Annotated in this window: 25 protein-coding genes and 2 pseudogenes; 14 read left to right on the top strand and 13 right to left on the bottom strand. The window is 71.9% G+C overall.

Going from position 1 to position 25,702, the window contains the following annotated elements; genetic code table 11:
* Positions 1–9: 9 nt before the first annotated feature.
* Complete coding sequence (locus tag ACWEOE_RS31015; protein ID WP_452015380.1) at positions 10–1,752, bottom strand: thiamine pyrophosphate-binding protein; 1,743 nt, start codon at positions 1,750–1,752, stop codon at positions 10–12.
* A gap of 327 nt (positions 1,753–2,079) precedes the next feature.
* Here ACWEOE_RS31015 and sucC point away from each other — a divergent pair, with 327 nt between their 5' ends.
* From sucC to ACWEOE_RS30985, 6 genes and pseudogenes are all read left to right on the top strand, one after another.
* Entirely contained in the window at positions 2,080–3,261 is a 1,182-nt protein-coding gene (gene sucC / locus ACWEOE_RS31010; protein ID WP_452015379.1) for an ADP-forming succinate--CoA ligase subunit beta, read from the top strand.
* A gap of 3 nt (positions 3,262–3,264) precedes the next feature.
* Complete coding sequence (sucD, locus tag ACWEOE_RS31005; protein ID WP_452015377.1) at positions 3,265–4,155, top strand: succinate--CoA ligase subunit alpha; 891 nt, start codon at positions 3,265–3,267, stop codon at positions 4,153–4,155.
* Positions 4,152–4,667: a beta-class carbonic anhydrase gene (locus tag ACWEOE_RS31000; protein WP_452015375.1), complete on the top strand. Its 516-nt coding sequence runs from the start codon at positions 4,152–4,154 to the stop codon at positions 4,665–4,667. Before sucD ends, ACWEOE_RS31000 begins: the two co-directional genes overlap by 4 nt.
* 10 nt (positions 4,668–4,677) lie before the next feature.
* Complete coding sequence (locus tag ACWEOE_RS30995) at positions 4,678–5,820, top strand: molybdopterin molybdotransferase MoeA (RefSeq protein ID WP_452015373.1); 1,143 nt, start codon at positions 4,678–4,680, stop codon at positions 5,818–5,820.
* An 83-nt stretch (positions 5,821–5,903) separates the two neighbouring features.
* The gene (locus ACWEOE_RS30990) at positions 5,904–6,761 is read left to right on the top strand and encodes a LysR family transcriptional regulator (RefSeq protein ID WP_452015371.1); all 858 of its coding nucleotides are present in this window, start codon (positions 5,904–5,906) and stop codon (positions 6,759–6,761) included.
* Between the two features lie 46 nt (positions 6,762–6,807).
* Positions 6,808–6,933 (top strand): annotated as a pseudogene (locus ACWEOE_RS30985) (LysR family transcriptional regulator); the annotation flags it as partial.
* On the opposite strand, the gene ACWEOE_RS30980 reads toward ACWEOE_RS30985, so the two are convergent.
* Positions 6,882–7,133, bottom strand: a complete 252-nt coding sequence (locus tag ACWEOE_RS30980; protein WP_452015369.1) for a hypothetical protein — start codon at positions 7,131–7,133, stop codon at positions 6,882–6,884. The pseudogene ACWEOE_RS30985 and the gene ACWEOE_RS30980 sit on opposite strands and share 52 nt — an antisense overlap.
* Before the next feature lie 92 nt (positions 7,134–7,225).
* Between ACWEOE_RS30980 and ACWEOE_RS30975 the strand changes: the two genes are divergently transcribed.
* On the top strand, positions 7,226–7,615 hold the full coding sequence (locus ACWEOE_RS30975) for a LysR family transcriptional regulator substrate-binding protein (RefSeq protein WP_452015367.1): 390 nt from the start codon (positions 7,226–7,228) through the stop codon (positions 7,613–7,615).
* Between the two features lie 198 nt (positions 7,616–7,813).
* Here ACWEOE_RS30975 and ACWEOE_RS30970 read toward each other — a convergent pair.
* Positions 7,814–7,933 (bottom strand): annotated as a pseudogene (locus ACWEOE_RS30970) (NAD-dependent formate dehydrogenase); the annotation flags it as partial.
* A 30-nt stretch (positions 7,934–7,963) separates the two neighbouring features.
* Here ACWEOE_RS30970 and ACWEOE_RS30965 point away from each other — a divergent pair.
* A complete protein-coding gene (locus ACWEOE_RS30965) occupies positions 7,964–8,611 on the top strand; it encodes an NAD-dependent formate dehydrogenase (RefSeq protein WP_452015365.1) in 648 nt (215 codons plus the stop codon).
* Positions 8,612–8,684: 73 nt separating this feature from the next.
* Here the strand turns inward: ACWEOE_RS30965 and fdhD are convergent, their stop codons facing one another.
* Genes fdhD through ACWEOE_RS30945 form a run of 4 tightly spaced genes read right to left on the bottom strand, consistent with a single transcriptional unit; the run spans position 8,685 to position 12,387 of the window.
* The gene (gene fdhD / locus ACWEOE_RS30960) at positions 8,685–9,545 is read right to left on the bottom strand and encodes a formate dehydrogenase accessory sulfurtransferase FdhD (protein ID WP_452015363.1); all 861 of its coding nucleotides are present in this window, start codon (positions 9,543–9,545) and stop codon (positions 8,685–8,687) included.
* Between the two features lie 16 nt (positions 9,546–9,561).
* Positions 9,562–10,917 (bottom strand): OFA family MFS transporter, encoded by a 1,356-nt coding sequence (locus ACWEOE_RS30955; protein ID WP_452015361.1) that lies wholly within the window; start codon positions 10,915–10,917, stop codon positions 9,562–9,564.
* 4 nt (positions 10,918–10,921) lie between these two features.
* Entirely contained in the window at positions 10,922–11,431 is a 510-nt protein-coding gene (locus ACWEOE_RS30950) for a hypothetical protein (protein ID WP_452015359.1), read from the bottom strand.
* Positions 11,428–12,387 (bottom strand): LysR family transcriptional regulator, encoded by a 960-nt coding sequence (locus tag ACWEOE_RS30945; RefSeq protein WP_452015357.1) that lies wholly within the window; start codon positions 12,385–12,387, stop codon positions 11,428–11,430. The genes ACWEOE_RS30950 and ACWEOE_RS30945 overlap by 4 nt, the downstream gene beginning before the upstream one ends.
* Positions 12,388–12,470: 83 nt before the next feature.
* Here ACWEOE_RS30945 and ACWEOE_RS30940 point away from each other — a divergent pair, with 83 nt between their 5' ends.
* Genes ACWEOE_RS30940 through ACWEOE_RS30930 form a run of 3 tightly spaced genes read left to right on the top strand, consistent with a single transcriptional unit; the run spans position 12,471 to position 15,855 of the window.
* Positions 12,471–13,181 (top strand): succinate dehydrogenase cytochrome b subunit, encoded by a 711-nt coding sequence (locus tag ACWEOE_RS30940; protein WP_452015355.1) that lies wholly within the window; start codon positions 12,471–12,473, stop codon positions 13,179–13,181.
* Positions 13,169–15,112 carry a fumarate reductase/succinate dehydrogenase flavoprotein subunit gene (locus ACWEOE_RS30935; RefSeq protein ID WP_452015353.1) on the top strand — a complete coding sequence of 648 codons (1,944 nt, stop codon included), beginning with the start codon at positions 13,169–13,171 and terminating at the stop codon, positions 15,110–15,112. The genes ACWEOE_RS30940 and ACWEOE_RS30935 overlap by 13 nt, the downstream gene beginning before the upstream one ends.
* Positions 15,109–15,855, top strand: coding sequence for a succinate dehydrogenase/fumarate reductase iron-sulfur subunit (locus ACWEOE_RS30930; RefSeq protein WP_452015351.1), 747 nt, complete (start codon positions 15,109–15,111; stop codon positions 15,853–15,855). Before ACWEOE_RS30935 ends, ACWEOE_RS30930 begins: the two co-directional genes overlap by 4 nt.
* Before the next feature lie 24 nt (positions 15,856–15,879).
* On the opposite strand, the gene ACWEOE_RS30925 is transcribed toward ACWEOE_RS30930, so the two are convergent.
* From ACWEOE_RS30925 to ACWEOE_RS30915, 3 genes are all read right to left on the bottom strand, one after another.
* A complete protein-coding gene (locus ACWEOE_RS30925; protein ID WP_452015349.1) occupies positions 15,880–16,827 on the bottom strand; it encodes an alpha/beta hydrolase in 948 nt (315 codons plus the stop codon).
* 244 nt (positions 16,828–17,071) lie between these two features.
* A complete protein-coding gene (locus ACWEOE_RS30920) occupies positions 17,072–18,073 on the bottom strand; it encodes a helix-turn-helix domain-containing protein (RefSeq protein ID WP_452015348.1) in 1,002 nt (333 codons plus the stop codon).
* A 21-nt stretch (positions 18,074–18,094) separates the two neighbouring features.
* Positions 18,095–19,828 (bottom strand): pyruvate dehydrogenase, encoded by a 1,734-nt coding sequence (locus ACWEOE_RS30915; protein WP_452015346.1) that lies wholly within the window; start codon positions 19,826–19,828, stop codon positions 18,095–18,097.
* 105 nt (positions 19,829–19,933) lie between these two features.
* Here ACWEOE_RS30915 and ACWEOE_RS30910 point away from each other — a divergent pair, with 105 nt between their 5' ends.
* A complete protein-coding gene (locus tag ACWEOE_RS30910; RefSeq protein ID WP_452015344.1) occupies positions 19,934–20,821 on the top strand; it encodes a LysR substrate-binding domain-containing protein in 888 nt (295 codons plus the stop codon).
* Positions 20,822–20,913: 92 nt separating this feature from the next.
* Here the strand turns inward: ACWEOE_RS30910 and ACWEOE_RS30905 are convergent, their stop codons facing one another.
* Positions 20,914–21,771 carry an SAM-dependent methyltransferase gene (locus tag ACWEOE_RS30905; protein WP_452015342.1) on the bottom strand — a complete coding sequence of 286 codons (858 nt, stop codon included), beginning with the start codon at positions 21,769–21,771 and terminating at the stop codon, positions 20,914–20,916.
* Between the two features lie 130 nt (positions 21,772–21,901).
* Positions 21,902–22,645, bottom strand: a complete 744-nt coding sequence (locus ACWEOE_RS30900) for a hypothetical protein (RefSeq protein WP_452015340.1) — start codon at positions 22,643–22,645, stop codon at positions 21,902–21,904.
* 185 nt (positions 22,646–22,830) lie between these two features.
* Here ACWEOE_RS30900 and ACWEOE_RS30895 point away from each other — a divergent pair, with 185 nt between their 5' ends.
* Positions 22,831–24,150: a hypothetical protein gene (locus ACWEOE_RS30895; protein WP_452015338.1), complete on the top strand. Its 1,320-nt coding sequence runs from the start codon at positions 22,831–22,833 to the stop codon at positions 24,148–24,150.
* Here ACWEOE_RS30895 and ACWEOE_RS30890 read toward each other — a convergent pair whose 3' ends face one another.
* A complete protein-coding gene (locus ACWEOE_RS30890) occupies positions 24,151–24,615 on the bottom strand; it encodes an N-acetyltransferase family protein (protein ID WP_452015337.1) in 465 nt (154 codons plus the stop codon). It abuts the gene before it with no gap.
* 129 nt (positions 24,616–24,744) lie between these two features.
* On the opposite strand from ACWEOE_RS30890, the gene pip reads away from it, so the two are divergent.
* Complete coding sequence (gene pip, locus ACWEOE_RS30885) at positions 24,745–25,701, top strand: prolyl aminopeptidase (RefSeq protein WP_452015335.1); 957 nt, start codon at positions 24,745–24,747, stop codon at positions 25,699–25,701.
* Position 25,702: the final 1 nt, after the last annotated feature.

The following is a 25,702-nucleotide window of genomic DNA, read 5'->3' as shown; positions in this document are numbered from 1 at the left end:
GCCTCCCGACTACTTGTACATCGTCTGGTTCATGGTTCCGGGGGCGTACGCGTCCGGGTCGACCCAGACGTTGATCAGCGACGGCTTGCCCGACTCACGGGCGCGCTGCAGGGCCGGCGCGATGTCCTTGGGGTCACGGACCTCTTCGCCGTAACCGCCGAGCATGCGGGCGAACTGGTCATAGGGCACGTCGCCCAGGGTGTTGCCGATGCGCTCGCGCTCCAGCCCGTACTTCTGGGCCTGGCCGTAGCGGATCTGGTTCATCGACGAGTTGTTGCCGACGATCCCGACGAACGGCAGGTTGAACCGCACCAGCGTCTCGAAGTCCCAGCCGGTGAGGGAGAACGCGCCGTCGCCGAAGAGCGCGACGACCTCCTTGTCGGGGCGGGCGTGCTTGGCGGCCATCACGAACGGGATGCCGACGCCGAGCGTGCCGAGCGGGCCCGGGTCCATCCAGTGGCCCGGCGACTTCGGCTGCACGACCTGACCGGAGAAGGTGACGATGTCGCCGCCGTCGCCGATGTAGATCGAGTCCTCGGTGAGGAACTCGTTGATCTCGTGCACGAGCCGGTACGGGTGGATCGGGTTGGCGTCGGAGTGCTGCTGCGGCAGGCGCTTCTCCTTCGCCTTGTCCTCCGCCGCGCGCAGTTCTTCCAGCCACGGCTTGCGCGCCGGCGCGCCGTTGTCCACGCGGCCCGACGCGGCCTGCGACACCCCGGCGAGGATCTGGCCGGCGTCGCCGACGAGGCCCAGGTCGATGTCGCGGTTCTTGCCGACGGTCTTGTAGTCGAGGTCGATCTGCACCACCGTGGCGTTCGGCGAAAGCCGCTTGCCGTAACCCATGCGGAAGTCGAACGGCGTCCCGACGATCACGATCACGTCGGCGTTGTCGAACGCGTACCGGCGCGAGAGCTGGAAGTGGTGCGGGTCGCCCGGCGGCAGGGTGCCGCGGCCGGCGCCGTTCATGTACGCGGGGATGTTCAGCGTGCGCACGAGCTCCGCCGCCGGCTCGGCCGCCCGAGTGGTCCAGACCTGGCTGCCCAGCAGGATCACCGGCTTCTTCGCGTGCACCAGCAGGTCGGCGAGCTTCTCGATGTCGGCCGGGTCGCCGGCACTGCGGGTGGACGCGCGGTAGCGGCCCGCCTCGGGGATCCGCGCGGCCGACAGCGGGACCCGGGCGTCGAGCACGTCGCGCGGGATCTCCAGGAACGCCGGGCCGGGGGCGCCCGCCAGTGACTCGCGGAACGCCATCGACACGAGGTCGGCCGCGCGAGCGGTCGATGGAACCGTCGCGGCGAACTTCGTGATCGGGGTCATCATGTCCACGTGCGGAAGGTCCTGCAGTGAGCCCATCTTGTGCTGGCTCAGGGCACCCTGGCCGCCGATCAGCAGCATCGGGCTCTCGGCGCGCAGGGCGTTGGCCACGCCCGTCACCGCGTCGGTGGTGCCCGGGCCCGCGGTGACCACGGCGCAACCCGGCTTCCCGGTGATCCGCGCGTAGCCGTCGGCGGCGTGGGCGGCCACCTGCTCGTGGCGGACGTCGATGACGTTGATGCCCTCGTCGACGCAGCCGTCGTAGATGTCGATGATGTGCCCGCCGCACAGGGTGAAGATCGTGTCGACGCCCTCGGCCTTGAGCGCCTTGGCCACCAGGTGCCCACCGGAGATCGTCTCCGAGGCCGGCTGGCCGCCGTTCGTCTCAGGGGCGGCCCGGTCCTTGTCGACGTTCTGGCCGGTCGTGGTTGGCGCCATTGCTCAACTCCTCTTGTCTCACGCCGGACCTCTCTGATCCGCGCGCTCGTTCCGGTGCGCTCCCAGGTCTGCACTGCCGTGGTCCACAGCCCTGGCGAAGGGACATCCCTCCAGGTCAGCGACGCCTTCGTCGAAAACTGTAGATTGCATACCGTATGAGGTAGGCATTAGGATTACTCTCCGAGCGGCCCGCTGTCCAGGGCCATCCGCACGTTTTTCCGCAGGTTTTTTCGCCGGACCCGGCGCGGATGACCGCATGTCAGGCGGCCCCTGTTCGTCCCCCCCAGTCCCGTTCGCGGCCTCGACGGCCCGGCAGGAAGGACTCCGATGGATCTCTTCGAACACGAAGCGCGAGAGCTCTTCTCCTCGCACGGCGTACCGGTCCCCCGCGGCCGCGTTGCCACGAGCCCGGAGGAAGCTCGCGCGGCCGCCGTGGTGATCGGCGGCACCGTCGTGGTGAAGGCGCAGGTGAAGACGGGCGGCCGCGGCAAGGCGGGTGGCGTGAAGCTCGCCGCCTCGCCCGACGACGCCGAACAGGTCGGCGACGACATCCTGGGCATGGACATCAAGGGCCACACCGTGCACAAGGTGCTGGTGACCGAGGCGAGCGAGATCGCCGAGGAGTACTACGTGTCCTACCTGCTCGACCGCGCCGAGCGGACGTTCCTCGCCATGGCGTCGGTGGCCGGCGGCATGGAGATCGAGGAGGTCGCCGCGACCCGGCCCGAGGCGCTGGCCAAGGTGCCGGTCGACGCGCTCGCCGGGGTCGACCACGCGAAGGCGGCCGAGATCGTGGCCGCGGCGCAGTTCCCGGCCGAGGTGGCCGACGACATCGCCGACGCGCTCGTGCGGCTGTGGGAGGTCTTCGTCGCCGAGGACGCCACGCTGGTGGAGGTCAACCCGTTGGCCCGCACCAAGAGTGGCGCGGTGATCGCGCTCGACGGCAAGGTCACCCTCGACGCCAACGCCGAGTTCCGCCACGCCGACCACGCCGCGTTCGCCGACCCCGACGCCGGCGACCCGCTCGAGCGCCAGGCCGCCGAACAGGGCCTCAACTACGTGAAGCTCGACGGCGACATCGGCGTGATCGGCAACGGCGCCGGCCTGGTCATGTCCACATTGGACGTCGTGGCCGCGGCGGCCTCGAAGGTCGGCGCGCGCGGACCCGCGAACTTCCTGGACATCGGCGGCGGCGCGTCGGCGGCGGTGATGTCGGCCGGGCTCGGTGTGATCCTGGGCGACCCCGACGTGCGCAGCGTGTTTGTGAACGTCTTCGGCGGCATCACCGCGTGCGACGCGGTGGCCGACGGCATCGTGCAGGCGCTGGGAATCCTCGGCGACCGCGCGACCAAACCGCTCGTGGTGCGCCTCGACGGCAACAACGTGGCCGAGGGCCGGCGCATTCTCGCCGAAGCCGGCCACCCCCTCGTGACCGTGGTCGAGACCATGGACGAAGCCGCTCTCGAAGCGGCCGAGCTCGCGATCGTTCCTGCAAGTGCGGAGGCCTGAGAAGTGGCGATCTTCCTGGACGAGAACAGCCGTGTCGTCGTGTCGGGCATGACCGGCGGCGAAGGCATGAAGCACACCAAGCGGATGCTGGCCGCGGGCACGAACGTGGTCGGCGGCGTGAACCCGCGCAAGGCCGGGCAGAAGGTGGCGGTCGGCGACCACGAGCTGCCCGTGTTCGGCAGCGTCGCCGACGCGATGGCCGAGACGGGCGCCGATGTGGTGGTGCTGTTCGTACCCCCGCCGTTCGTGAAGGACGCGGTGATCGAGGCCGTCGACGCCGAGATCGGCCTGGCCGTGGTGATCACCGAGGGCGTGCCGGTGCACGACTCCGCGGTGTTCTGGGCGCACGCCGTGGCCAAGGGCGGCAAGACGCGGATCATCGGCCCGAACTGCCCCGGCATCGTCTCCCCCGGCCGGTCCAACGCCGGCATCATCCCCGACGACATCACCGGCCCCGGGCGCATCGGGCTGGTGTCGAAGTCGGGCACGCTGACCTACCAGCTCATGCACGAGCTGAGCGACATCGGCTTCTCCACCTGCGTCGGCATCGGCGGAGACCCGGTGATCGGCACCACGCACATCGACGCGGTCGAGGCGTTCGAGAAGGACCCGGACACCGACGTGATCGTGCTGATCGGTGAGATCGGCGGCGACGCCGAGGAACGCGCGGCCGCCTTCGTCAAGGCCAACGTGAGCAAGCCCGTCGTCGGGTACGTCGCCGGGTTCACCGCTCCCGAGGGAAAGACGATGGGCCACGCCGGCGCGATCGTCTCCGGGTCCGCCGGCACGGCCATCGCGAAGAAGGCCGCGCTGGAGGCGGCGGGCATCCGTGTCGGGCGCACCCCGAGCGAGACGGCGCGGCTGGTGCGCGAGGTCCTCGCGGGCACGCCGTGACCGGGCGCGAGATCGACGCGCTGGTCGCCAACGCCGGACGCTACCACCGTGGCCTCGACCACAGCCGGCTGGTGAAACGGCCGCGCCGGCGCGTGGCGGTGGTGGCGTGCATGGACGCGCGCATCAGCGTGTACCGGTTGCTGGGCCTGGAAGAGGGCGACGCGCACGTGATCCGCAACGCCGGCGGCGCGGTCACCGACGACGCGATCCGGTCCTTGGCGGTGAGCCAGCGGCTTCTGGGTACCCGGGAGATCATCCTCGTGCACCACGAGGACTGCGGCATGCGAACCTTCACGGACACGGAGTTCGCGCGCCAGGTCGAGGAGGGCACCGGGATCCGGCCGCCCTGGTCGGCCGAGGCGTTCACCGACGCCGAGCAGGACGTGCGCCAGTGCCTGCGCCGCGTGCGCAGCAGTCCGTTCCTGCCGCACACCGCGTCCGTGCGAGGGTTCGTGTACGACGAGCGGACCGGGGCGATGACCGAGGTCGGCGCCGTGGTCCGGGCGGACTAGGAGGTAGACCATGCACCGGGGATGGGCCGAGGCCCGCCGGATCGCCCGCGACGCGGTGAAACCGCTCGAGGCGGTGGAGCTGCCGTTGTCCGAAGCGCTGGGCCGGGCGCTGGCGAGCCCGGTCCGTGCCCTGGTGCCGATGCCGGCGTACGACAACTCCGCCATGGACGGGTACGCCGTCGCCGGACCCGGGCCGTGGACCGTGGTGGGCGCGGTCCGGGCCGGCGGAGCGCCCTACGCCGGGGTGCTCGCGCACGGCACGGCGCTCGAGATCGCCACGGGCGCGCCCGTGCCGGCCGGCACGCGGGCGGTGCTGCCGGTCGAGCAGGCCGTCCACAGTGGACGTCGGGTGAGCGGGCAGGTGGTCACCGGCAAGCACATCCGCCGCCGGGGCGAGGACTGTCCCGAAGGCGAGCAGCTGCTCGGCACGTCGACCACGGTCACCGCCGCGGTCCTCGGCGCGGCGGCGGCCGTGGGCCACGACACGCTGCTGGTGCACCGCCGGCCGCGCGTCTCGATGGTGGTGACCGGCGACGAGGTGCAGACCTCGGGCGTGCCGGCGCCCGGGCGGGTGCGCGACGCGATCGGGCCGCTGCTGCCCGGACTGCTGCGGGCCGCGAGTGCCGACGACCACGGCCTCGTGCGGCTGGCCGACCGGGCCGAGGCCCTCACGGCCGCGCTGGCCGACGACGACGCCGACGTGGTGGTCGTCTGCGGCGCCACCTCGAAGGGGCCGGCCGACCACCTGCGCGGCGTGCTGCGGGCGCTGCTGGCCGACGTGCGGGTGGACGGCGTCGCGGTGCGGCCGGGGCACCCGCAGCTGCTCGCGGTGCTGCCCGACGGCCGATGTGTGGTTGGGCTGCCCGGCAACCCGTTCGCGGCGCTCGGGGCCGGGCTCACGCTGCTCGTGCCGCTGCTGCGGGAGCTGGGTGGACACCGTGTACCGGCACCCGTCACGGGCTGGGCCGCGGCCCCGCTGCCCGGGCACCCGACCGACACCCGGCTCGTGCCGGTCGTGCGCTCGGGTGGCGACGTCACGCCGGTGGGGCACGACCGCCCGGGCTCGCTGTGGGGCGCCGCGCTCGCCGACGCGCTCGCGGTGGTGCCGCCGGGGTGGCGGGGCGGCGACGTGGAACTGCTGCCCCTGCCCTGAAAGCGACTGTGCCCTGCAAGCGACTGTGCCCTGAAAGCGACCGTGCCGTGAAAGCGACCGTGCCGTGAAAGCGAGGAGGACGGATGGACCTGCGGCAGCTGGAGATCGTCGTCGCGGTCGCCGAGGAGGGCGGGTTCACCGCCGCGGCGCACCGCCTGCACACCGTGCAGTCGACGGTGTCCACAGTGGTCCGCGCACTCGAACGCGACCTCGGCACCTCGCTGTTCGAACGCACCACGCACCGCGTCGCCCTCACGCCGGCGGGCCGCGCGTTCCTGCCCGCCGCCCGTGCCGCGCTGAAGGCGGCCGAACACGCCCGCGCCACTGTGGACGGCGCCCGCTGGAAGCTCAGTGGGCGCGTGCGGATCGGCGTGATGCCCGGCGCGTGGCCCGATCCGCACCGGACGCTGGCGGCGCTGCGCCGGGAACACCCCGGCGTGCAGGTCCAGGTTCAGGTGGTGCCGCCGCGGCAGCTGCGCTCGGCCGTGCACGAGTCCTCTGTGGACGCACTGGTGGCCGTGGAGGACTGCGTGGCAGGTGACGGCCTGGTCAGCCGCCCGCTGCGGCGTGAGGCCATGGTGCTGCTGACCCCGGCGGGCGACCGTGGCACCGACCGGCCGATCAGCGCGGCGGACGCGGCCGCGGCGGCCGTGGTCGACTTCGCGCCCGGCTGGGCCAACCGCGAGGCGACCGACCGCGCGTTCCACACCGCGCAGGTGCGGCGCACGGTCGCCCACGAGGTCACCGACGTGGCGGCCGCGGCGGAGCTGGTGCGCCACGACCTCGGTGCGTGCATCCTGCCCGCTTCGGTCGCCGGCCGGTTCTCCGATCTCACGCCGCGCTCGTTCAGCCGCGGGGGCCCGACCTGGCACATCACCGTGACCCGGCCCGCCGGTGATCCCTCGCCCGCCGTGGCGGCCGTGCTCCGGCACCTGACCTGAGCCCTCGGGATCTTCCCCGGCCGTGCCCGGACTGCGAGGATGAGTTGTGCTGCTACGCCAACTGGAGTACCTCGTCGCCCTTGCCCGGGAACGACACTTCGCCCGCGCCGCCGACGCCTGTCACGTCTCGCAGCCATCGCTGTCGGCCGCGATCCGGAAGCTGGAGCACGAGCTGGGCTCGCCGGTCGTGCGCCGGGGCCGGCGCTTCGAGGGCCTGACGCCCGAGGGCGAGCGCGTGCTGCTGTGGGCGCACCGGATCCTCGCCGAGTGCGACAGCCTGCGCCAGGACCTCTCGACGATGCGCAGCAGCCTCTCCGGGGTGCTGCGCATCGGCACGATCCCGGCCTCGGTCACCGCCGCGACGCTGCTCACCACCCCGTTCCGCGAACGCCACCCGCACGCCCGCGTGACGCTGGAATCGTTGCCGTCGCGGGAGATCACGCGCCGGCTCCGGCCGCGACCGCGTGCGCTGGGCCGAGGTCGCCACGGTGCCGTTGTGCCTGCTGGGCCGGCAGATGCGCAACCGGCGCATCCTCAACGAGTTCTTCGCCGAGGTCGGTGCGTCGGTGGTCCCCGCCATCGAGACCGACACCGAGTCGAGCCTCTACGCGCGCGTCGCCGCGCGGCGCTGGTCGAGCGTGATCTCCCACGCCTGGCTGCCCATGTTCGGCGTGCCGCCGGGCGTGCGCGTGGTGCCGCTGGACGCACCGGCCCGGCCGCCCCCGATCGGGCTCGTGACCCGCGCACTGCCCGACGTGCCCCCCAGGTCGACGTGCGGGGTGTGCTGGAACGCGTGCTCGCGGGGTTCCTGGCGCCCGTGCGACAGCCGGGGTCCATCTCGGCACAGGCACTGACGCTTTGACCCCCTTCGCGCACCGGAGGAAGGTGAAAGTCGTTGTCTGCCAGCGAAAACCTCGGGAGACACGCCATGGCAAGGGCGCTCTGCGTGCTGTACGACGACCCCGTCCACGGTTACCCCTCCAGCTACGCGCGCGACGACCTGCCCCACCTCGACGGCTGTCCCGACGGCCAGCCCCCGTGCCCGAAGGCGAGTCGCCTTCGGGCACGGTCTGGTACGAGGGCAGGTAGTTGCGCCCCTGCGACAGGGTCATCATCATCACGTGCTCGGCGACGCTGACGCGGTTGGAGTACGTCACCTCGGCCACCGTCACGCCGCGCGCGATCGCCGAGTCGAGGTCGGTGTGGTCCGAACCGACGCCTGGAAGATCGCCGACTGCGTCTCGCGGTCCTACCACCTCGAGGGCATGCACGTCGGCACGGTCGCCGCCGGCCGCATCAGCTCCGCGGTCCTGCGTCGCCTCAAGCCGTTCGGCGTCCACTTGCACCACACCGACCGGCACCGCCTGCCGGCCGAGGTCGAGCAGGAGCTGGGCGTGACGTTCCACGAGAGCGCCGCGGACCTGGTGCCGCACTGCGACGTGGTGACGATCAACGCGCAGCTGCGCTCGGAGACCGAGGGCCTGTTCGGCGAACAGCTCCTCTCGTCCATGAAGCGGGGCACGTACCTGATCAACACCGCCCGCGCCCGCATCACCGACCCCGACGCCATCGTGGGGGCGCTGGAGAGCGGCCGGCCGGCCGGGTACGCCGGCGACGTCTGGTTCCCGCAGCCCGCGCCGGCCGACCACCCGTGGCGCACCATGCCCCACCACGGCATGACGCCCCACCACTCGGGCTCCACGCTCTCGGCCCAGACCCGCTACGCCGCGGGCACCCGCGAGATCCTCGAATCGTGGTTCGCGGGCACCCCGATCCGCGACGAGTACCTCATCGTCGACGGCGGCAACCTCGCCGGTGCGGGTGCGCATTCGTACTCGGCCAACCGCTGAACCACCTCGAACGGCCCCGTCCGCCGCGATTGCCGTGCGGCGGACGGGGCCTTCCCCCAGGGCACCGTCGGTCTCAGCGGTCGACGAGCCGCAACGGATCGTGCAGCCCGAGCCGGTCGGCGCGGGTGTAGACGTTCATCGAGCGGCCGCGCAGGAACCCGACGAGCGTGAGCCCGACCTCCTCGGCCAGCTCGACCGCGAGCGACGAGGGCGCGGAAACCGCCGCCAGCAACGGGATCCCAGCCATCGCCGCCTTCTGCACCAGCTCGAACGACGCCCGCCCGCTCACCATCAGCAGGCACCCGGTCAGGGGCAGGCGGCCCTCGCGCGCGGCCCAGCCCACGACCTTGTCCACCGCGTTGTGCCGCCCGACGTCCTCACGCACGCACAGCAGGCGGCCGGCGGCGTCGAAGAGGCCGGCCGCGTGCAGGCCGCCGGTGCGGTCGAAGACCTTCTGCGCCTCGCGAAGGGCGTCGGGCAGCCCGGTGAGCACCTCCGGCCCGACGGCCAGCGGATCGGCCGTCACCGGCCACCGCAGGGTCGTGCGCACGGCGTCGAGGCTCGCCTTGCCGCACAGGCCGCAGGAGGACGTGGTGTAGAAGTTGCGCTCGATCGACGGGTCCGGCAGCGGCACACCGGCACGCAGCACGACGTCGACGATGTTGTAGGTGTTGGAACCGTCCCCGGAGGCTCTCGTGGCCCCGGCGCAGTACCGGATCCCCGCGATGTCGGCACCCTCGTTCACGATTCCCTCACCCACGAGGAACCCCGCGGCGAGGTCGAAGTCGCTGCCGGGGGTGCGCATGGTGATCGTGAGCGCCTTGCCCGCCACGCGGATCTCGAGTGGTTCCTCGGCGCTCAGGGTGTCCGGGCGCATCGTGAGCTCGCCATCCACGACACGGAACACACGGCGTCTGCTGGTCATCCGGCCCATGGGGCCACCTCCGGGGTCAGCGTGCGGGCAGCAGCGACTTGGGCCGGCCCGGCTGGGTGAGCCGTCCGGTGAGGACCGCGCCGATCAGGCTGAGCAGCCCGGCCGCGGCGAAGGCGCCGAAGTAGCCGTGCGCCGTGACGACGAGCGTGGCGAGCCCGATGCCGAGCAGGGCGCCGACCGCCTTGGCGCTGTAGAGCACACCGAAGTTCTGCAACGCCGACTCTTCGCCGAAGTACTCGCGCACCAGGCCCGTGAGCAGCGTGTAGCAACAGCCGTTGCCGAGCCCGGCGAGCGCGACGCCGAGCACGAGGCCCACGGCGTGGCGGTGCTCGCCGGAGTAGAACAGCACGAACTGGCCGATGCCGCCGGCGACCAGTGCCAGCCGCAGGATCCGGCGGCGGCCCAGCCGATCCGACAGCCAGCCGAGCAGCACCCGGCCCGTGCCGGTCACCCCGGCCAGCACCGCGAGCGCGACCGCCGCGAGCCCCGCGCCACCGCCCTGCTCGGCGACGAACGTGGCGAGGTAGGCGAGGTCGAACAGCAGCACGGCGGCGGCCAGCACCACCGTGACGTACAGGGCGAGCGTCGTGCCGCAGCGCAGGAGCTCGGCCGGGCGGTAGTGCCGCACGGCGGGGCGGTTGACCGAGACGGTGCGGTTGCGCACCTTGTCACGCGCCCACTCCCGCGGGTCCGGCGCACCCGTCGGCCACCAGTTCCGCGGCGGGTACCGCAGCAGCACACCCGAACCGGCCACGACGACGAGCACGAGCGCCGCCGTCACGTCCAGCAGCACCCCGCGGTTGCCGACGCCCAGGCCGAACCCGGCGACGAGCACGAACGGCACGCTGCCGTAGGCGAACGCCCCGCTGATCGCGCCGACGCGGGTCGCCGTATGGTCGGGGAACCAGCGCATCACGGCGCCGACACACGTGCCGTACACGAGTCCTGTGCCGATGCCACCGAGCAGCGAGTAGCCCACGAAGACGACGGCGAGGCTCGACGCGTGCCCCAGGGTCACCAGGCCGATCGCGCACAGGAATCCCCCCAGCACCACGGCGAACGACGGTGACAGCCGGCCGCGGTCGCGCAGCCACGCGGCGGGGAACACCACACTCGCCTGTGCCACGGCCCAGACGGCGAGCGACACCACGACCTCGGTGAACGTCCAGCCGTGCGCGCTGGTGAGCACGGGGGCGATGGCGCCGAACCCGTACTGCTGCAGCCCGGCCGCGAACATCGCCGCACCGCTGAGCCAGAGCATCCAGCTCCGGGGGCGGCCGAGCAGGTCCAGGTCGCTTTCCCCGACCCGGTACCGACGCCCGTAGACGTCCAGGAGTTCGCGAACCGCGGTGGCAGGCTGGGGCTCGGACATGGCGTCACCCGCTCGACTGGATGTTGTATGCAGTATGGAGTAGCCCGTTTATAGCACCCGCACCACACCCTGTCCACGGGCTTACCCCGACGGGTGGAGCGGCCTCAGTCCCCCACCACGCGCGGTGCGGGCAGCACGGCTTCGGCCTCCACGGGCTCGCCCGCCTGGCGCGCACGCCGGGGAAGATCTCGTCGCCGTCGGCGATCACCTCGTGCGTGCTCGCGATCGGCTCGATCACCTCGGATCGGCCCGGCGCGCCCGGGATGGCCTCGCCGCGCCCGTGCGGCGCCCCTTCGTCGGCAGCCACGAGGTAGGTGGCCGCCGGGAAGAACACCGCGACCCGGCCTTTCGCGTCGAGCGCTTCCGGGTGTTCGGTCCAGTACGTCTCCGGGATCCCGGGGAAGAACTTCCCTCGGACCATGTCGAGCGCGCCGTCGACCACGTAGGTGAACCGCGTCCCCTCGATCTCCAGCACCCGCACGGCCGACTGCTCGTTCAGCGCCCCTGCCGTCACGCACTCCCTTCGGGTCCGCCGAGTTGATCATGGGTCGCGAGCGACCGGATCCCGAGCGGAAGGTGACCGACCCCACCCCCGCCGGCCAGGAACCGGACGATCGCCTCCTGCAACGCCCGGGCCGCGCGCGGCAGCTCGACGTCACGGCGGAAGGCGAGGCGCACCACCCGCGTGAGGCCCGGTGCGGTGAACTGCGTCATCCGGAAGCGGTCGCCGACCACGGTGCTCGGCACCACGGCGAGCCCGAGACCCGCCTGCACCAGCTCGAGCACCGCGTCCATCTCGCCACCCTCGATGGCGAACGCCGGGTCGAAACCCGCGGCACGACAGGCGTTCACGGTGGCTTCGCGCAGGTCGTAGCCGCGGCGGAACATCACCAGCGGCCGGTCCTTCAGGTCGCCGATCGCCAGCCGTCCCCGCACCGGCGCGGGCTCGTGCTTCGGCGAGATCACGACGAGCTCCTCCACGAACAGGGGCGTGCTCTGCAGCCGGGGGTCGTCGCGCACGCGGCTGTCGACGATCATGGCGAGGTCGAGCGCGCCCTCGGACAGCTCGGTCTGCAGGTCGCGGGAACCGCTTTCGTGCAGCACCAGCTCGATGCCGGGGTAGGTGCGCCGGAACGCCGCGAGCATCACCGGCAGCAGGCCGGTGCACAGGCTGGGCGTGGCACCCAGGCGCACCCGCCCGCGACCCAGCTCGTCGAGCTCGCGGATCACCCGGTACGCCGTTTCGGTCTCGGCCAGGATCCGCCGGGCGATCGGCAACAGCGCCTCGCCGGCCTCGGTGAGCGTGACGTTGCCGCGGACGCGGTGGAACAGCGTGGCGCCGACGTCGCGTTCGAGCGCGCGGATCTGTTGTGACAGTGAGGGTTGCGCCACACGTTCCTGCTCGGCGGCGCGGGTGAAGTGCCGCGTCTCGGCCACTGCCAGGAAATACGCGAGCTGCTGGAACTGCATGAACCTCATCATAGGCATTGGCTCTGGTGATAAGAGGAATCATGTGTTTGCCCTCTCGTCGGGCCGGACTTACCGTCGGATCCGTGGCAAGCGAACTCGCCACCGCTCGGCGCAAGCGCCCGGCGGTGCGGCTTTTCTGGGACTCGTCGATCGGCAAGAAGGTCGTGATGGCCGCGACCGGCCTGCTGTTCGTCGTCTGGCTGCTCGCGCACATGGCGGGCAACCTGAAGATCTTCTTCGGCGCGGACACCTTCGACCACTACGCGGCCTGGCTGCGCACGATCGGCGAGCCGGTACTGCCGTACGCGTGGTTCCTGTGGATCCAGCGCGCGGTGCTCGTGGTGGCGCTGGTGCTGCACGTCACGGCGGCGGTGCAGCTGTCCCAACGCGACCGCAGGGCGAGACCGGTGCGGTACGTGCACGGGCAGCGGCCGCGGGCGACCTTCGCGACGCACACGATGCGCTGGGGCGGCGCGACGCTCGCGGTGTACCTCGTGTGGCACATCCTCGACCTCACCGTCGGGGTCGCGAACCGGGACTTCGTGCCCGAGCAGCCGTTCCACAACGTGGTCGTGGACTTCCAGGTGTGGTGGGTGAACGTGATCTACCTCGTCGCGCTGCTGATGCTGGGGCTGCACATCAACCACGGCTTCTGGAGCGCCACGCAGACCCTGGGGATCAAGAGCGCGACCAAGGACCGCACGATCAAGACCGTCGGCACCGTGCTGGCCGTGGTGATCACCGGTGGCTTCATGATCGTCCCGATCTCCGTCATGACCGGATGGGTGAGCTGAGCATGCCCGAGTACACGATCGGCGAGCCGATCACCGACACCCGGGCACCGTCCGGGCCCATCGACGAGCGGTGGAGCGCGCGGAAGTTCGCGGCGAAGCTGGTGAACCCCGCCAACCGGCGCAAGCACCGGGTGATCGTGGTCGGCACCGGCCTCGCGGGCGGCTCGGCCGGCGCGACGCTGGCCGAGCAGGGCTACCACGTGGTGCAGTTCTGCTTCCAGGACTCGCCGCGGCGCGCGCACTCGGTGGCCGCGCAGGGCGGGATCAACGCGGCCAAGAACTACCGCAACGACGGCGACTCCGTGCACCGCTTGTTCTACGACACCGTGAAGGGCGGCGACTTCCGCTCACGGGAGTCCAATGTGTACCGGCTGGCCGAGGTCTCCGCGCAGATCATCGACCAGGCGGTGGCGCAGGGCGTGCCGTTCGCGCGCGAGTACGGCGGTCTGCTCGACACCCGCTCGTTCGGCGGGGTGCAGGTGCAGCGCACCTTCTACGCCCGCGGCCAGACCGGGCAGCAGCTGCTGATCGGGGCCTACCAGGCCTTGTCGCGCCAGATCGACGCGGGCAACGTGGAACTGCACCCGCGCACGGAGATGCTCGACCTGGTCGTGATCGACGGGCGGGCCCGCGGCATCGTCGCCCGCGACCTCGTGACCGGGGAGATCACGACGCACCTGGCCGACGCCGTCGTGCTGGCGACCGGTGGGTACGGCAACGTCTTCTACCTGTCCACCAATGCGAAGGGCTCCAACGCGTCGGCCATCTGGCGGGCCCACAAGCGTGGCGCCTACTTCGCGAACCCGTGCTTCACGCAGATCCACCCGACCTGCATCCCGCGCTCCGGCGACCACCAGTCGAAGCTCACGCTCATGAGCGAGTCGCTGCGCAACGACGGCCGCATCTGGGTGCCGAAGGAGAAGGGCGACCCGCGCCCGCCGGCGGAGATCCCCGAGGACGAGCGCGACTACTACCTCGAGCGGCTCTACCCCAGCTTCGGCAACCTCGTGCCGCGCGACATCGCCTCGCGCGCCGCGAAGAACGTGTGCGACGACGGCTACGGCGTGGGCCCGGGCGGGCTCGGGGTGTACCTCGACTTCGCCGACGCCATCACCCGGCTCGGGCGCGCCGCGGTGGAAGCCCGCTACGGCAACCTCTTCGACATGTACCAGCGCATCACGGCGGAGAACCCGTACGAGGTGCCGATGCGCATCTACCCCGCCATCCACTACACGATGGGCGGGCTGTGGGTCGACTACGACCTGCAGAGCACCGTGCCCGGCTTGTTCGTGATCGGCGAGGCCAACTTCTCCGACCACGGCGCCAACCGGCTCGGCGCGTCGGCGCTGATGCAAGGGCTGGCCGACGGCTACTTCGTGCTGCCGGCGACGCTCAACGACTACATCGGCCGCGGCGGCTTCACCGAGGTGACCGCCGACGACCCGGCCGTCGTAGAAGCCCGGACCGGCGTGCAGGCGCGGATCGACCGGCTGCTCGCCGTGAACGGCACGCGCAGCGTCGACTCGTTCCACCGCGAGCTGGGCCTGATGATGTGGGACCACTGCGGCATGGCCCGCACCGAAGCCGGCCTGCGCAAGGCGCTGGAGCGCATCCCCGAGCTGCGCGCGGAGTTCTGGCGCGACGTGCGCATCCCCGGCACCGGCGAGGAGCTCAACCAGGAGCTCGAGAAGGCCGGCCGCGTCGCCGACTTCCTCGAGCTCGCCGAGCTGCTCCTGCTCGACGCCCTCGTGCGCGAGGAGTCCTGCGGCGGGCACTTCCGCGAAGAACACCAGACCCCCGACGGCGAAGCCGCGCGCGACGACGAGCACTTCGCGCACGTCTCGGCCTGGGAGTACGGCGAGAAACCCGTGCTGCACAAGGAAGCCCTGAACTTCGACTACGTCCACCCCACCCAGCGGAGCTACACGTGAAGATCACCGCCCGCGTCTGGCGCCAGACCGGCCCCGACGCCGAAGGCCGGCTCGTCGACTACCCCCTCGACGGCATCAGCACCGACATGTCGTTCCTCGAGATGCTCGACACGCTCAACCAGCAGCTCATCGACGCGGGCGAGCAGCCGGTGGCGTTCGACCACGACTGCCGCGAGGGGATCTGCGGCTCGTGCGGCGTCGTCATCAACGGCCAGGCCCACGGTCCCGAGACCACCACGACGTGCCAGCTGCACATGCGCGCGTTCTCCGACGGCGACGTGATCGACGTCGAACCCTGGCGCGCCCAGGGTTTCCCCGTGATCAAGGACCTCGTCGTCGACCGCTCGGCCTTCGACCGCATCATCCAGGCCGGCGGCTACGTCACCGCCCCCACCGGCGCGGCCCCCGATGCCCACGCCACCCCGGTCCCGAAGCCCGACGCCGACCTCGCCTTCGACAACGCCACCTGCATCGGCTGCGGCGCCTGCGTCGCGGCGTGCCCCAACGGGTCGGCGATGCTCTTCACCGCCGCCAAGGTCAGCCACCTCAACTCGCTGCCGCAGGGCCAGCCCGAACGCGCGCAACGCGTGCTCGACATGGTCGACACCATGGACGCCGAGGGCTTCGGCGGCTGCACCAACAGCGGCGAGTGCACCCTGGCGTGTCCCAAGGGCATCCCGCTGACGAGCATCACAACGCTCAATCGCGAGTTCCTGAAGGCCACGCGCTCGTCGCGGCGGTGAGCTTCGGTCTCACTCGGCGGTGTCTCACTCGGCGAGTACGCGGCGCAGCCAGTTCACCCGGCTCGCCCGTGCTTCGCGTGCCATCGGAGCGTGCGGGACGACCTCGTCGAAGCCGTGGCAGCCACCCGGCCACACGTGCAGCTCGGCCTGCCCACCCGCCTGCCACAGCCGCGAGGCGTAGGCGACGGCCTCGTCGCGGAACGTCTCGACCGAGCCCACCTCGATGAACGCCGGCGGCAGGCCGGAGAGGTCGGTGGCCCGGGCGGGCGCGGCGTACTGCGAGACGTCCGGACCGCCGGCGGCGGCGCCGAGCAGGGCGGACCAGCCGGTGGCGTTGGAGACGCTGTCCCACACGCCTTCGCCGACCAGCTCCTTGCTCGACGGGGTGATCGCGCGGTCGTCGATCATCGGGCACACCAGCAACTGGCCCCGCAGCACCGGCCCGCCGCGGTCGCGGGCCAGCAGCGCCGTCCCCGCCGCCAGCCCACCGCCGGCGCTGCCGCCCGCCACCACGAGCCGACCGGGGTCGATGCCCAGCTCGGCGCCGTGCTCACCCACCCACGTCAGCCCGGCGTAGCAGTCCTCGACCGGCGCGGGATGCGGGTGCTCCGGCGCGAGGCGGTAGCCGGCACTCACGACGACCATCGGGATCTCCGCCAGCCAGCCCAGCACCCAGTCGGCGCCGGTGCGGTTGCCGCCGGCCACCATCCCGCCGCCGTGCAGGAAGTAAACACCCGGCAACGGCTGTTCCGGGTCACTGCCCTTGGGCCGCAGCACCAGCAGCGGCACGCCATTGCCGTCCGCCTCGCCGGCGTCGGCGTGCTCGCGGATCTCGGCCAGGTTCATCGTGTGCCCGGTCGCCGTCAGCTCCCGCAGCCGGCCGATCAGCTCCGGCGTGACGGACGAGGGCATCACCTCGTTCACCGCCACCAGCGCGGCCGCGATCTCCGGGTCGAACGGTGGGTGCGTCATCGCTGCCTGCCTCCGGGGTCGGGCGGGGGGTTCGTCCTCCCGCGACGGTAGGCCGGGGGCGGTACCTGCGGCAGCCGTCGGGTGGCGGGTTCGTCCCGCCGGGTGGCGGGTCGGGGTGAGGCGCTTCGCTGTCAGCAGGTGCGGTGGAACCCGCGCCGGCCCGATCCGGGAAGGCCCTCATCAACTTCGCCGCTCCCGCGGCCCACCACGACCGCACCCGCCCGTCGTAGCAGCGCGCAGACGGTCAGCGCGTACGGCGGAACCTGCGCAGAGCCAACGCGACCGTCAGCCGCGTGCGGCCGGATGGGGTTGCCGGGCCGTAGCCCAGCTCCGTGGTGAGCACGTCCACCCGGCCTTGCAGCGTCGAGTGGTGCACCGGCACCGCGGCGGCGGCCGCGCGCAGGCTGGGTTCCGTCGCGATGGCGGTGAGGGTCTCCAGTGCCCACGGGTGCGCGGCCACGGCGCGGTCGAGCAGGGCCACCTCGGCGACGGCGGCGGGGCTGTCGCAGCCGGGTTCGAGGGCGAGCAGGCCGCCCAGGGTGGCGGCGTCCACATGGGACGGTCCCGGTTCGGCGTCGGCGGTGAGGCGGAAGGCGAGGCGGGCCTGGTCGTACGACCGGGGCAGGTCGCGGAGTCCCACCGCAGGGCCGGAGGCCGAGCGAGCGCCCCACGACCCCGCGGCACGGGAGATCGTCACGTCGAGGTCGGCGAGACGTGCGGAGCCGGGCGCGTGGGGCTCGCCGGTGCTGACCGTGACGGTGAAGGTGCCCTCAGCCGGAAACCCGAGGCGGCGGGCCGCGCGGAGGCGGCCCGCCCACTCGGCGGCGGGGTCGACGAGGAGTTCCACCAGAGCGGGATCGCCGGCGGCCGAACCGGATCCCGTGCGGTCGAGGACGATCCGGACCGTCGCGGCGAGCCGGTCGACCAGCACCCGGTCGAACTCGACGCGGGCCGGGTCCGTGGCCGAACGGTCGATCCACACGAGGCCGCCCTCGTAATCCGGCAGTGGCACCGAAAGCCCGCCGGGGTCGCCGGGCGCGCGCCGGCCGTCGGGGTCCACGCGGACGTGCAGCCGCCGGCCCGGGACGGCGAGGCCGGCGGCGCACCCGGCGAGCACGGCGGCGGTCCGCACCGTCGCTTCCAGCCCGGCGCGGGCCTCCACCAGGGCATCGAAGTGGGCGATCACCTGCAACGCGGCCCCGGCCCCGGGGTCGACCGCCCGCATCCGCCCGGCCAGCTCACGCACGCGAGCCAGCCTACGGGTCGCTCAGAACCCGGGCGCGTTGCGCAAGTTGGTGCGGGCGAGCTCGATCATCTTGCCGACGCCGCCGTTCAGCACTGTCTTGCCAGCCCCGAGCGCGAAGCCGCGCACCTGCGCGCCGGTGATGTGCGGGGGGATCGAGAGCGCGTTGGGGTCGGTGACCAGCTCGACCACGGCCGGTCCGGGGTGGACGAACGCCTTCGCCAGCGCCTCGCGGACGTCGCGCGGGTCTTCGACGCGCGTGGCGTGGATACCGCACGCCTGGGCGATCGCGGCGAAGTTCACGGGCGCGTGGTCGGTGCCGAAGTCGGGCAGGCCGTCGACGAGCATCTCGAGCTTCACCATTCCGAGGGTGGCGTTGTTGAACACCACGACCTTCACCGGCAGGTCGTAGGCCGACAGCGTGAGCAGGTCGCCCATGAGCATCGCGAGCCCGCCGTCGCCCGAGAGCGACACGACCTGGCGACCGGGCTGGGCGAACTGCGCGCCGATGGCGTGCGGCAGCGCGTTGGCCATGCTGCCGTGGCGGAACGAGCCGAGCACACGGCGGCGGCCGTTGGGCGTGAGGTAGCGCGCGGCCCAGACGTTGCCCATGCCAGTGTCCACGGTGAACACCGCGTCGTGGTCGGCCACCTCGTCGAGCACGGCCGCGGCGAACTCCGGGTGGATGGGCCGGCGGTGCTCGATCCTGGTGGTGTAGGCCGACACCACCTTCTCCAGCTTCCGCACGTGCTCGCTCAGCATGCGGTCGAGGTAGGCGCGATCGGTCCGCATCCGCAACAACGGCAGCACGGCCTTGATCGTCTCCTTGACGTCACCGTGCACCGCCAGCTCCAGCGCGGTGCGGCGGCCCAGCCGCGCCACGTCGGTGTCGACCTGGATCGTGCGGGCCTGCGGCAGGAAGTTGTCGTACGGGAAATCCGTGCCCAGCAACACGATCCGGTCGGCGGCGTGCATCGCGTCGTAGCAGGCGCCGTAGCCGAGCAGGCCGCTCATGCCGACGTCGAACGGGTTGTCGTGCTGGATCCACTCCTTGCCGCCGAGCGAGTGGCCGACCGGTGCGTTGAGCCGCTCGGCCAGCGCCATCACTTCGTCGTGCGCGCCGCGGGTGCCGGCCCCGGCGAAGAGCATCACCTTCTCGCCCGAGTTCAGCAGCCGTGCGAGTTCCTCGATCGTCTCGGCCGGCGGCACCACGGGCGACGGCTTGACGAGCCGGACCTTCTCCACGCCGGGCTGCGTGGCCTTGCGGTCCGCGATGTCGCCGGGGATGGTCAGGACCGACACGCCGCCTTTGCCGACGGCCGTCTGCATCGCGATGCGCAGCAGCCGCGGCATCTGCTCCGGCTGCGAAACCAGCTCGCTGTAGTGGCTGCACTCGGTGAACAACTGCTCCGGGTGCGTCTCCTGGAAGAACCCCGTGCCGATCTGCGCCGACGGGATGTGCGACGCGATCGCGAGCACCGGCGCGCCGCTGCGGTGGGCGTCGAAGAGACCGTTGATCAGGTGCAGGTTGCCCGGGCCGCAGCTGCCCGCGCACACGGCGAGCTTGCCCGTCAGCTGGGCGTCGGCGGCGGCCGCGAACGCCGCCGCTTCCTCGTGGCGCACGTGGACCCACTCGATGCCGTCGGTGCGGCGCACCGCGTCGACGATCGGGTTGAGGCTGTCGCCGACGATGCCGTAGATCCGTTCCACGCCGGCGTCGCGCAGGGTCCGCACGAGCTGTTCGGCCACCGTGACCATGGCCACGCTCCTCTCTCAAAAAACCTTCTTCCAGGATGTCCGGCCTGCGACTATACGTCTAATGCCTCTTTTTCCTCGATTCCATGCCGTGGCAGTATGGCTGGCATGGACCTGCACGTGCTGCGTCTCTTCCAGGAGGTGGCGCGCGGGGCGACGGTCACCGACACGGCCGCGCGCGCCCGGCTCACCCAGCCCGCGCTTTCCCGCGCGCTGCACCGGATCGAGCGCGAGGCGGGCGCCGCGTTGTTCCAGCGTTCGGGCCGCGCGCTGCGGCTCACACCCGCCGGCCACGCGTTCGCGGGCCACGTCGACGCGATCCTCGAGCGCTTCGACGAAGGGCTGCGCGCGGTCGAGGAAGCGGTCGACCCCGAGGCGGGCGTGATCCCGCTGGCGTTCCTGCACACGTTCGGCACCTGGCTCGTGCCACCGGTGGTGAGCAGCTACCGCGCCGAGCACCCGCGGGCGCGCTTCGAGCTGCGCCAGCACGGCGAGGAAGGCCTGGCGCGCGAACTGCTCGACGGCACGGCGGACCTCGTGCTCACCAGCGGCGATCCGGGCGACCCGCTGATCCGGTGGGTGCGGCTGCTGGAGGAACCGCTGTTGCTGGCCGTGCCGCCGAAACACCCCTTGGCCCGGCGCAGGCAGGCGCGGCTCGCCGACGTGGCCGAGGAGCAGTTCATCCTCCTGCGGCGCGGTTACGCGTTGCGCGAGACCACCGAGCGGCTGTGCGCGCAGGCCGGCTTCAGCCCGCGTGTGGGGTTCGAGGGCGAGGAGGTGGAGACCTTGCGCGGACTCGTGACGGCGGGACTCGGGGTTTCGGTGCTGCCGCTCCCCCACACACCCGCGCCTCCGACACCGCATCTCCGGATCACGGACGTGCCCGCGGCACGTGACATCGGGCTGGCACAGCTCGCGAGCCGGGTGCTGCCGCCGGCGAGCGCGCGGTTCCGCGAGCACGTGCTGGAGACGGCACCGCGGGCGTTGCCGGGGTGAAAAGGGTGGACCGGAAAGGAAAATCCCCGGCCACCGTGGTGGTGCCGGGGATGCTCTCCACGAGTCAGGGTTCGCGGGTCACGGTTCGCGGATCACGGCTTGCGGCCGACGACACCGGCCACGCACTTGGCCGAGTCGCTGAGCGGGGTGAGCCGCGGGCCGTCCGGCCACCACTCGTCGCACACCGACATGCCCGGGCCGCTGGTGGCGTTGGGTGGCAGCAGTTCCAGGCCCGGCAGCATGCCTTCGATCTCCGTGCGCGTGCGGAAGCGTCCGGCGCCGAGCGGGCCGGACACGAGGATCTCCTCGATCCGCTTCGCGACGGCCGTCAGCTCCGGCACCTCGGGGTCGTAGAAGTGTGCCAGCGCCACGAACGAACCCGGGGCGAGGGCGTCGATGTACTGGCGCATCACGTCGGCGGCCCCGTCGCCCTCGAAGTGGTGGATGGTGCCGATGTGCAGGAGCCCGAGCGGCTGCGAGAAGTCGATGAACTCACGGACGGTGTCGTTCTCCAGCACGTTCTCCGGCTGGAAGATGTCGGCGTCGACCATGTGGGTGTAGTCGTTCTCGGCCAGCAGCGCGCGGCCGTGGGCGAGCACGACCGGGTCGTTGTCGATGTAGACCACGTGCGCGTCGCGGTGGGCGCGCTGCACGATCTGGTGGGTGTTCTCGGCGGTCGGCAGACCGGAACCGCAGTCGAGGAACTGGCGGATGCCGGTCTGGCCGGCCAGCATCCGCAGCGCGCGGTTGTGGAACCCGCGGTTTCCGCGCGCGATGTGCACCGCCTCGGGCACGGCCGCGTTGATCTTCTCCATGACCGCGCGGTCGACCTCGTAGTAGTGGTTGCCGCCGAGGAAGCCGTCGTAGATCCGCGCGATGCTCGGCCGGTTCGGGTCGACCCCCACGGGAACCTGGCTGGGCGACAACGTGGACGGCGGAGCGCTGGACATCGGTACCTCGCAAGGCGGCTCGGGGGCGGCTTTGACCCACCGAGAGTAGTACTCCGACCGCCTCCGGTTACGCGAGGTCGCCCGTTCAGCGGCAGATCACCGCGGAAATCCTTGCCACCTGCGCCTTCCGTCAGCGGTGACGCGTCGGCGGCTGCTCGTGCCGGCTGCTCCACGCTTCCAGGTAGGAGCTCACGGCCGAGTCCCACACGTTCGGCGCGGACTCCGACGACTGCCGCTGCGGCGGCGGCACGCTCCCGTGGTCACCACCGGGCTGCTGCCGCTGCGAGGACTTCTGCTCCTCGGTCGTGCGCACGGTTGTGTGGTCCACCTGGCCGGTGGCGGTCGGCGGCGTCGGGCTCACCGTCATCGTCGTGACGGCGGGTGGCGCTGACGACGGCTTCGACGGCGCCACCGGGACCTGCACCGGCTGGTCCGCCGAGCCGCTCTCCGGCGCGGGCCACAGCGCCCACGTGCCCAGCCCGGCCAGCGCGACGACCACGGCGCCCGCGAGCACCACGTACCGCGTGTTCCGGCGGTTCGACACCGGCGGCGCGGTCTGCGTCCGCTCGGCCGCCGCCTCCGGCCCCGCGGCGGCGAACATCGCGTCCAGCCCGACCGGCAGCTCGCCGACGATCGACTGCGGCTGCGTGAGCGGCCCCGCCGTGTGCGGCGCGGCGGTGAGAGACGCGGTGGCGGGCGCCGGGTACAGGCCACTCGGATCGGCCGCAGCGGCCTCGGAGTCGGGCTTCGGCCGCGTGACGAGCGGTGGCCGTTCGCCGTCGATGCGGGGCATCGGCGCCGTCTCGGACAGGCTCACCAGCTTCGCGACCGAGTCGAGCTCATCGCGATCTTCGCCGGGCCCCGTGCCTGCCATCAGACCTCCACACCGCCGCGGCCGCGGGCCTGCGGCTCGACCGGCGGCAAGATCCTATGAAGTTCCGCCCGATCGGGTAAACCCGCCCCCACTTGCGCACCCAGTGTGACGAACGTTCACTGGCCCGCGGGACCCCTCCCGACCGATGCCGGTTAGCGTGCGCGCTCCGAGATGAGGGAGGCCTGATGCGGGTTCGTTCGGCTGTCGCGCTGGGCGCGTTCGGCCTGGTCGCGGCGGGGTGCACGACGGGCGGGCACGCGCTGCCCGCACCGCTGCCGCCGGTGCCCTCCGCCACGCGGGCGCTCGTGGCGTGGTCGCAGGCCGTGTGCACGAACGTGCGGGGGCTCTCCGGCCTCGCGGGCGGGATCGACGAGGTCAACGCCACCGCCGCCGATCCGGCGCAGGCCGATTTCCTCTCGTCCTCGATCACGTCCTACCTCGACCCGGCGACCGGCCTGCTCAGCCGGACCCAGAGCGGGCTCGCGGGTGTGGCGCCGTCGGGGATCAAGGCCGCCGACTCGTACGTGACGCAGCTGGTCAAATCGCTCGACACGCTGGCGAAGAAAGCGCCGTCGGACCCCCAGGCGACACCGACGATCGCGCAGGCGCGGGACTTCGCCGCCGCGGCGGCCCAGCTCAGGCCCACGGCGACCGACCTGACGAGGGCGGTCCGCAGCGATCCGAAGCTCAACGCGTCGTACAACGTGGCGCCCGACTGCGGGCCGGAGCGCCAGTTCGGACCCGTCGACCCGGCCGCGCCCACCCGCCCGCTCGTGGTCTGGGCGGACACGATGTGCGGCGCCGCCGCTTCGGCCGCCGCGCTGAAGGCACGCAAGATCGAAGACCTGATCATCACCGACCCGCGCTACGCCCGGTTCAGCAGCTACGACCTCGGCAGCTTCGTCTCCTCGGCCGGCTCCACCGTCTCGACGCTCGTCGAAACCCTGGGCCAGGTCGAGCCGACCGGCATCCCCGCCGCCGACAAGTACCACGACAGTCTCCTGGCCTCGCTGCGCGCCGTGGCGCCGAAGCTGCCGAAGACCGACCCCGGCGCGCTGGGTCTGGACCAGTCCGTCGACGAGCTGAAACCCCAGGCCCAGCAGGTGATCGGGGTGCTGGCGACCATCGCGATGCCCAAGCCGGACCTGCCGTCGGTCGCGGGCGCGACGCCTGTGCTGGCGCATTCGCACGACGTCGCACCGCAGTGCCGGCCACTCGGGTCACCCGCGCCGGCCCTGCCGCCCGCCGCCAACGGGTCCGACTTCGGCGCGTGCGCCTCCGGCGGGTGCCAGGTCCTCGTGACCGGCCAGGCCGACATCACCGTGAGCGGCATGACGTTCACGGCCTCGGTCACCTCCGGCGGCGTCCGCTTGCTGCAGGAGCTCAGCGAGATGGTGCTGGGTGCCGGCGGTTCGGGCTCGTTCGGCTACTCCGGGCGCACGGTGACGGTCCGCGTCGTCGACGTGCTCGACGGCAAGGCCGTGCTGGACATCTCGACGAAGTGATCAGCGCCGCAGGGTCACCTCGAAGTCGCGGAACCCGTGGCGCCGGTAGAACGCGCGAGCGGTTTCGTTGGCGGAATACGCGGTGACTTCGAAACAATCAGCACCGCGGTTTTCGGCCCACTCGGAAAATCGCGAGATGAGCGCCGAACCGACACCCTGACGGCGCGCGCCATCGGCGACCCGCATGCTTTCCAGCACCGCCGTGACCACGCCGGGACGCAACGGGCCGGGCCGCCGCAGCCGGCCGACGAGGTGCCCGAGCACGCCGGATTCCCCCTGTGCCAGCAGGCAAAGCGCGGTGTCGTCGGCCAGCAGGCCCGTGTAGTACGCCGGTCCCTCGCGCGCGGGCCAGGTGAGGTCCATGTGCTCGTCGCGGCGGCCACCGTCCTCGCGAAACAACGCGGTCACCGAGGAAACGAGCGAAGAAAGCGATTCCGGGGAAACTGCGGTAATGGTGTGGTCCATGCACAAAACCGTAACCACGTCGATTGGTCCTGTAAATATCGGCTCTGACCGCGTGCGGCGAAAACGAGGTGGCAGCCGCCCGGATGATCAGTAGTCTGCCCGGGCTGCCGACACCAGGAGGACCACGCGATGACCTCGTTCCCGCTCTACGATCCGTACGACCAGGGCCTGCTCGACGTCGGCGAGGGGAACCGGATCCACTGGGAGGCCAGTGGCAATCCCGACGGCAAACCGGTGGTGTGCGTCCACGGCGGACCCGGTGGAGGCCTCACCTCCAACAGCCGCAAGGGGTTCGACCCGGAGAAGTTCCACGTCATCCAGTTCGACCAGCGTGGCTGCGGGAAGAGCGAGCCGAACGTCGCGGACCCGGCGGTGATCCTGGAGCACAACACGACTCACCACCTGATCGCCGATCTGGAGCGCCTGCGTGAGCACCTCGGCGTCGAGAAGTGGATGCTGTTCGGCGGTTCCTGGGGCCCCACGCTCATGCTCGCCTACGCCGAGCGCCACCCCCAACGCGTGTCGGAGATGGTGTTCATCGCGGCGTTCACCTCAACCCCCGACGAGGTGGACTGGCTCTACCGCGGCGCCGGGCGCCTGCTGCCGCGCGAATGGGAGGACTTCCGCGCCGGCGTGCCCGAAGCCGACCGCGACGGGGATCTGCTCGCCGCGTACTCCCGGCTGCTCGCCTCCCCCGACCGCGCCGTGCAGCTCAAGGCCGCGCGCGACTGGTGTGCCTGGGAGGACGCCGTGATCGCCCACGAGGCCAACGGCCGCCCCGGCCAGTACGGCGACCAGCCCGACCGGGAGCTCATCACGCTCGCCCGAATGTGCGCGCATTACTACGGCCACCACGCGTGGCTGGGTGAGACCGAGCTCCTCGACAACGTCGGCCGGCTGCGCGACATCCCCGCCGTGTTCATCCAGGGTCGGCTCGATCTGAGTGTGCCCCTGCTGGCGGCCTGGCGGCTCGTGCGGGCGTGGCCCGCGGCCGAGCTCGTCGTGATCGACGACTCGGGCCACACCGGCAGCCCCGCGATGGGCGAGGCCGTGCTCAACGCGATCAAGCGCTTCGAACCGGCCTGAG

It is taken from the genome of Amycolatopsis sp. NPDC004368 (assembly GCF_053602515.1).
The sequence above is the reverse complement of the archived record's forward strand: the minus strand, read 5'-3'. Positions and strand labels throughout refer to the sequence as shown.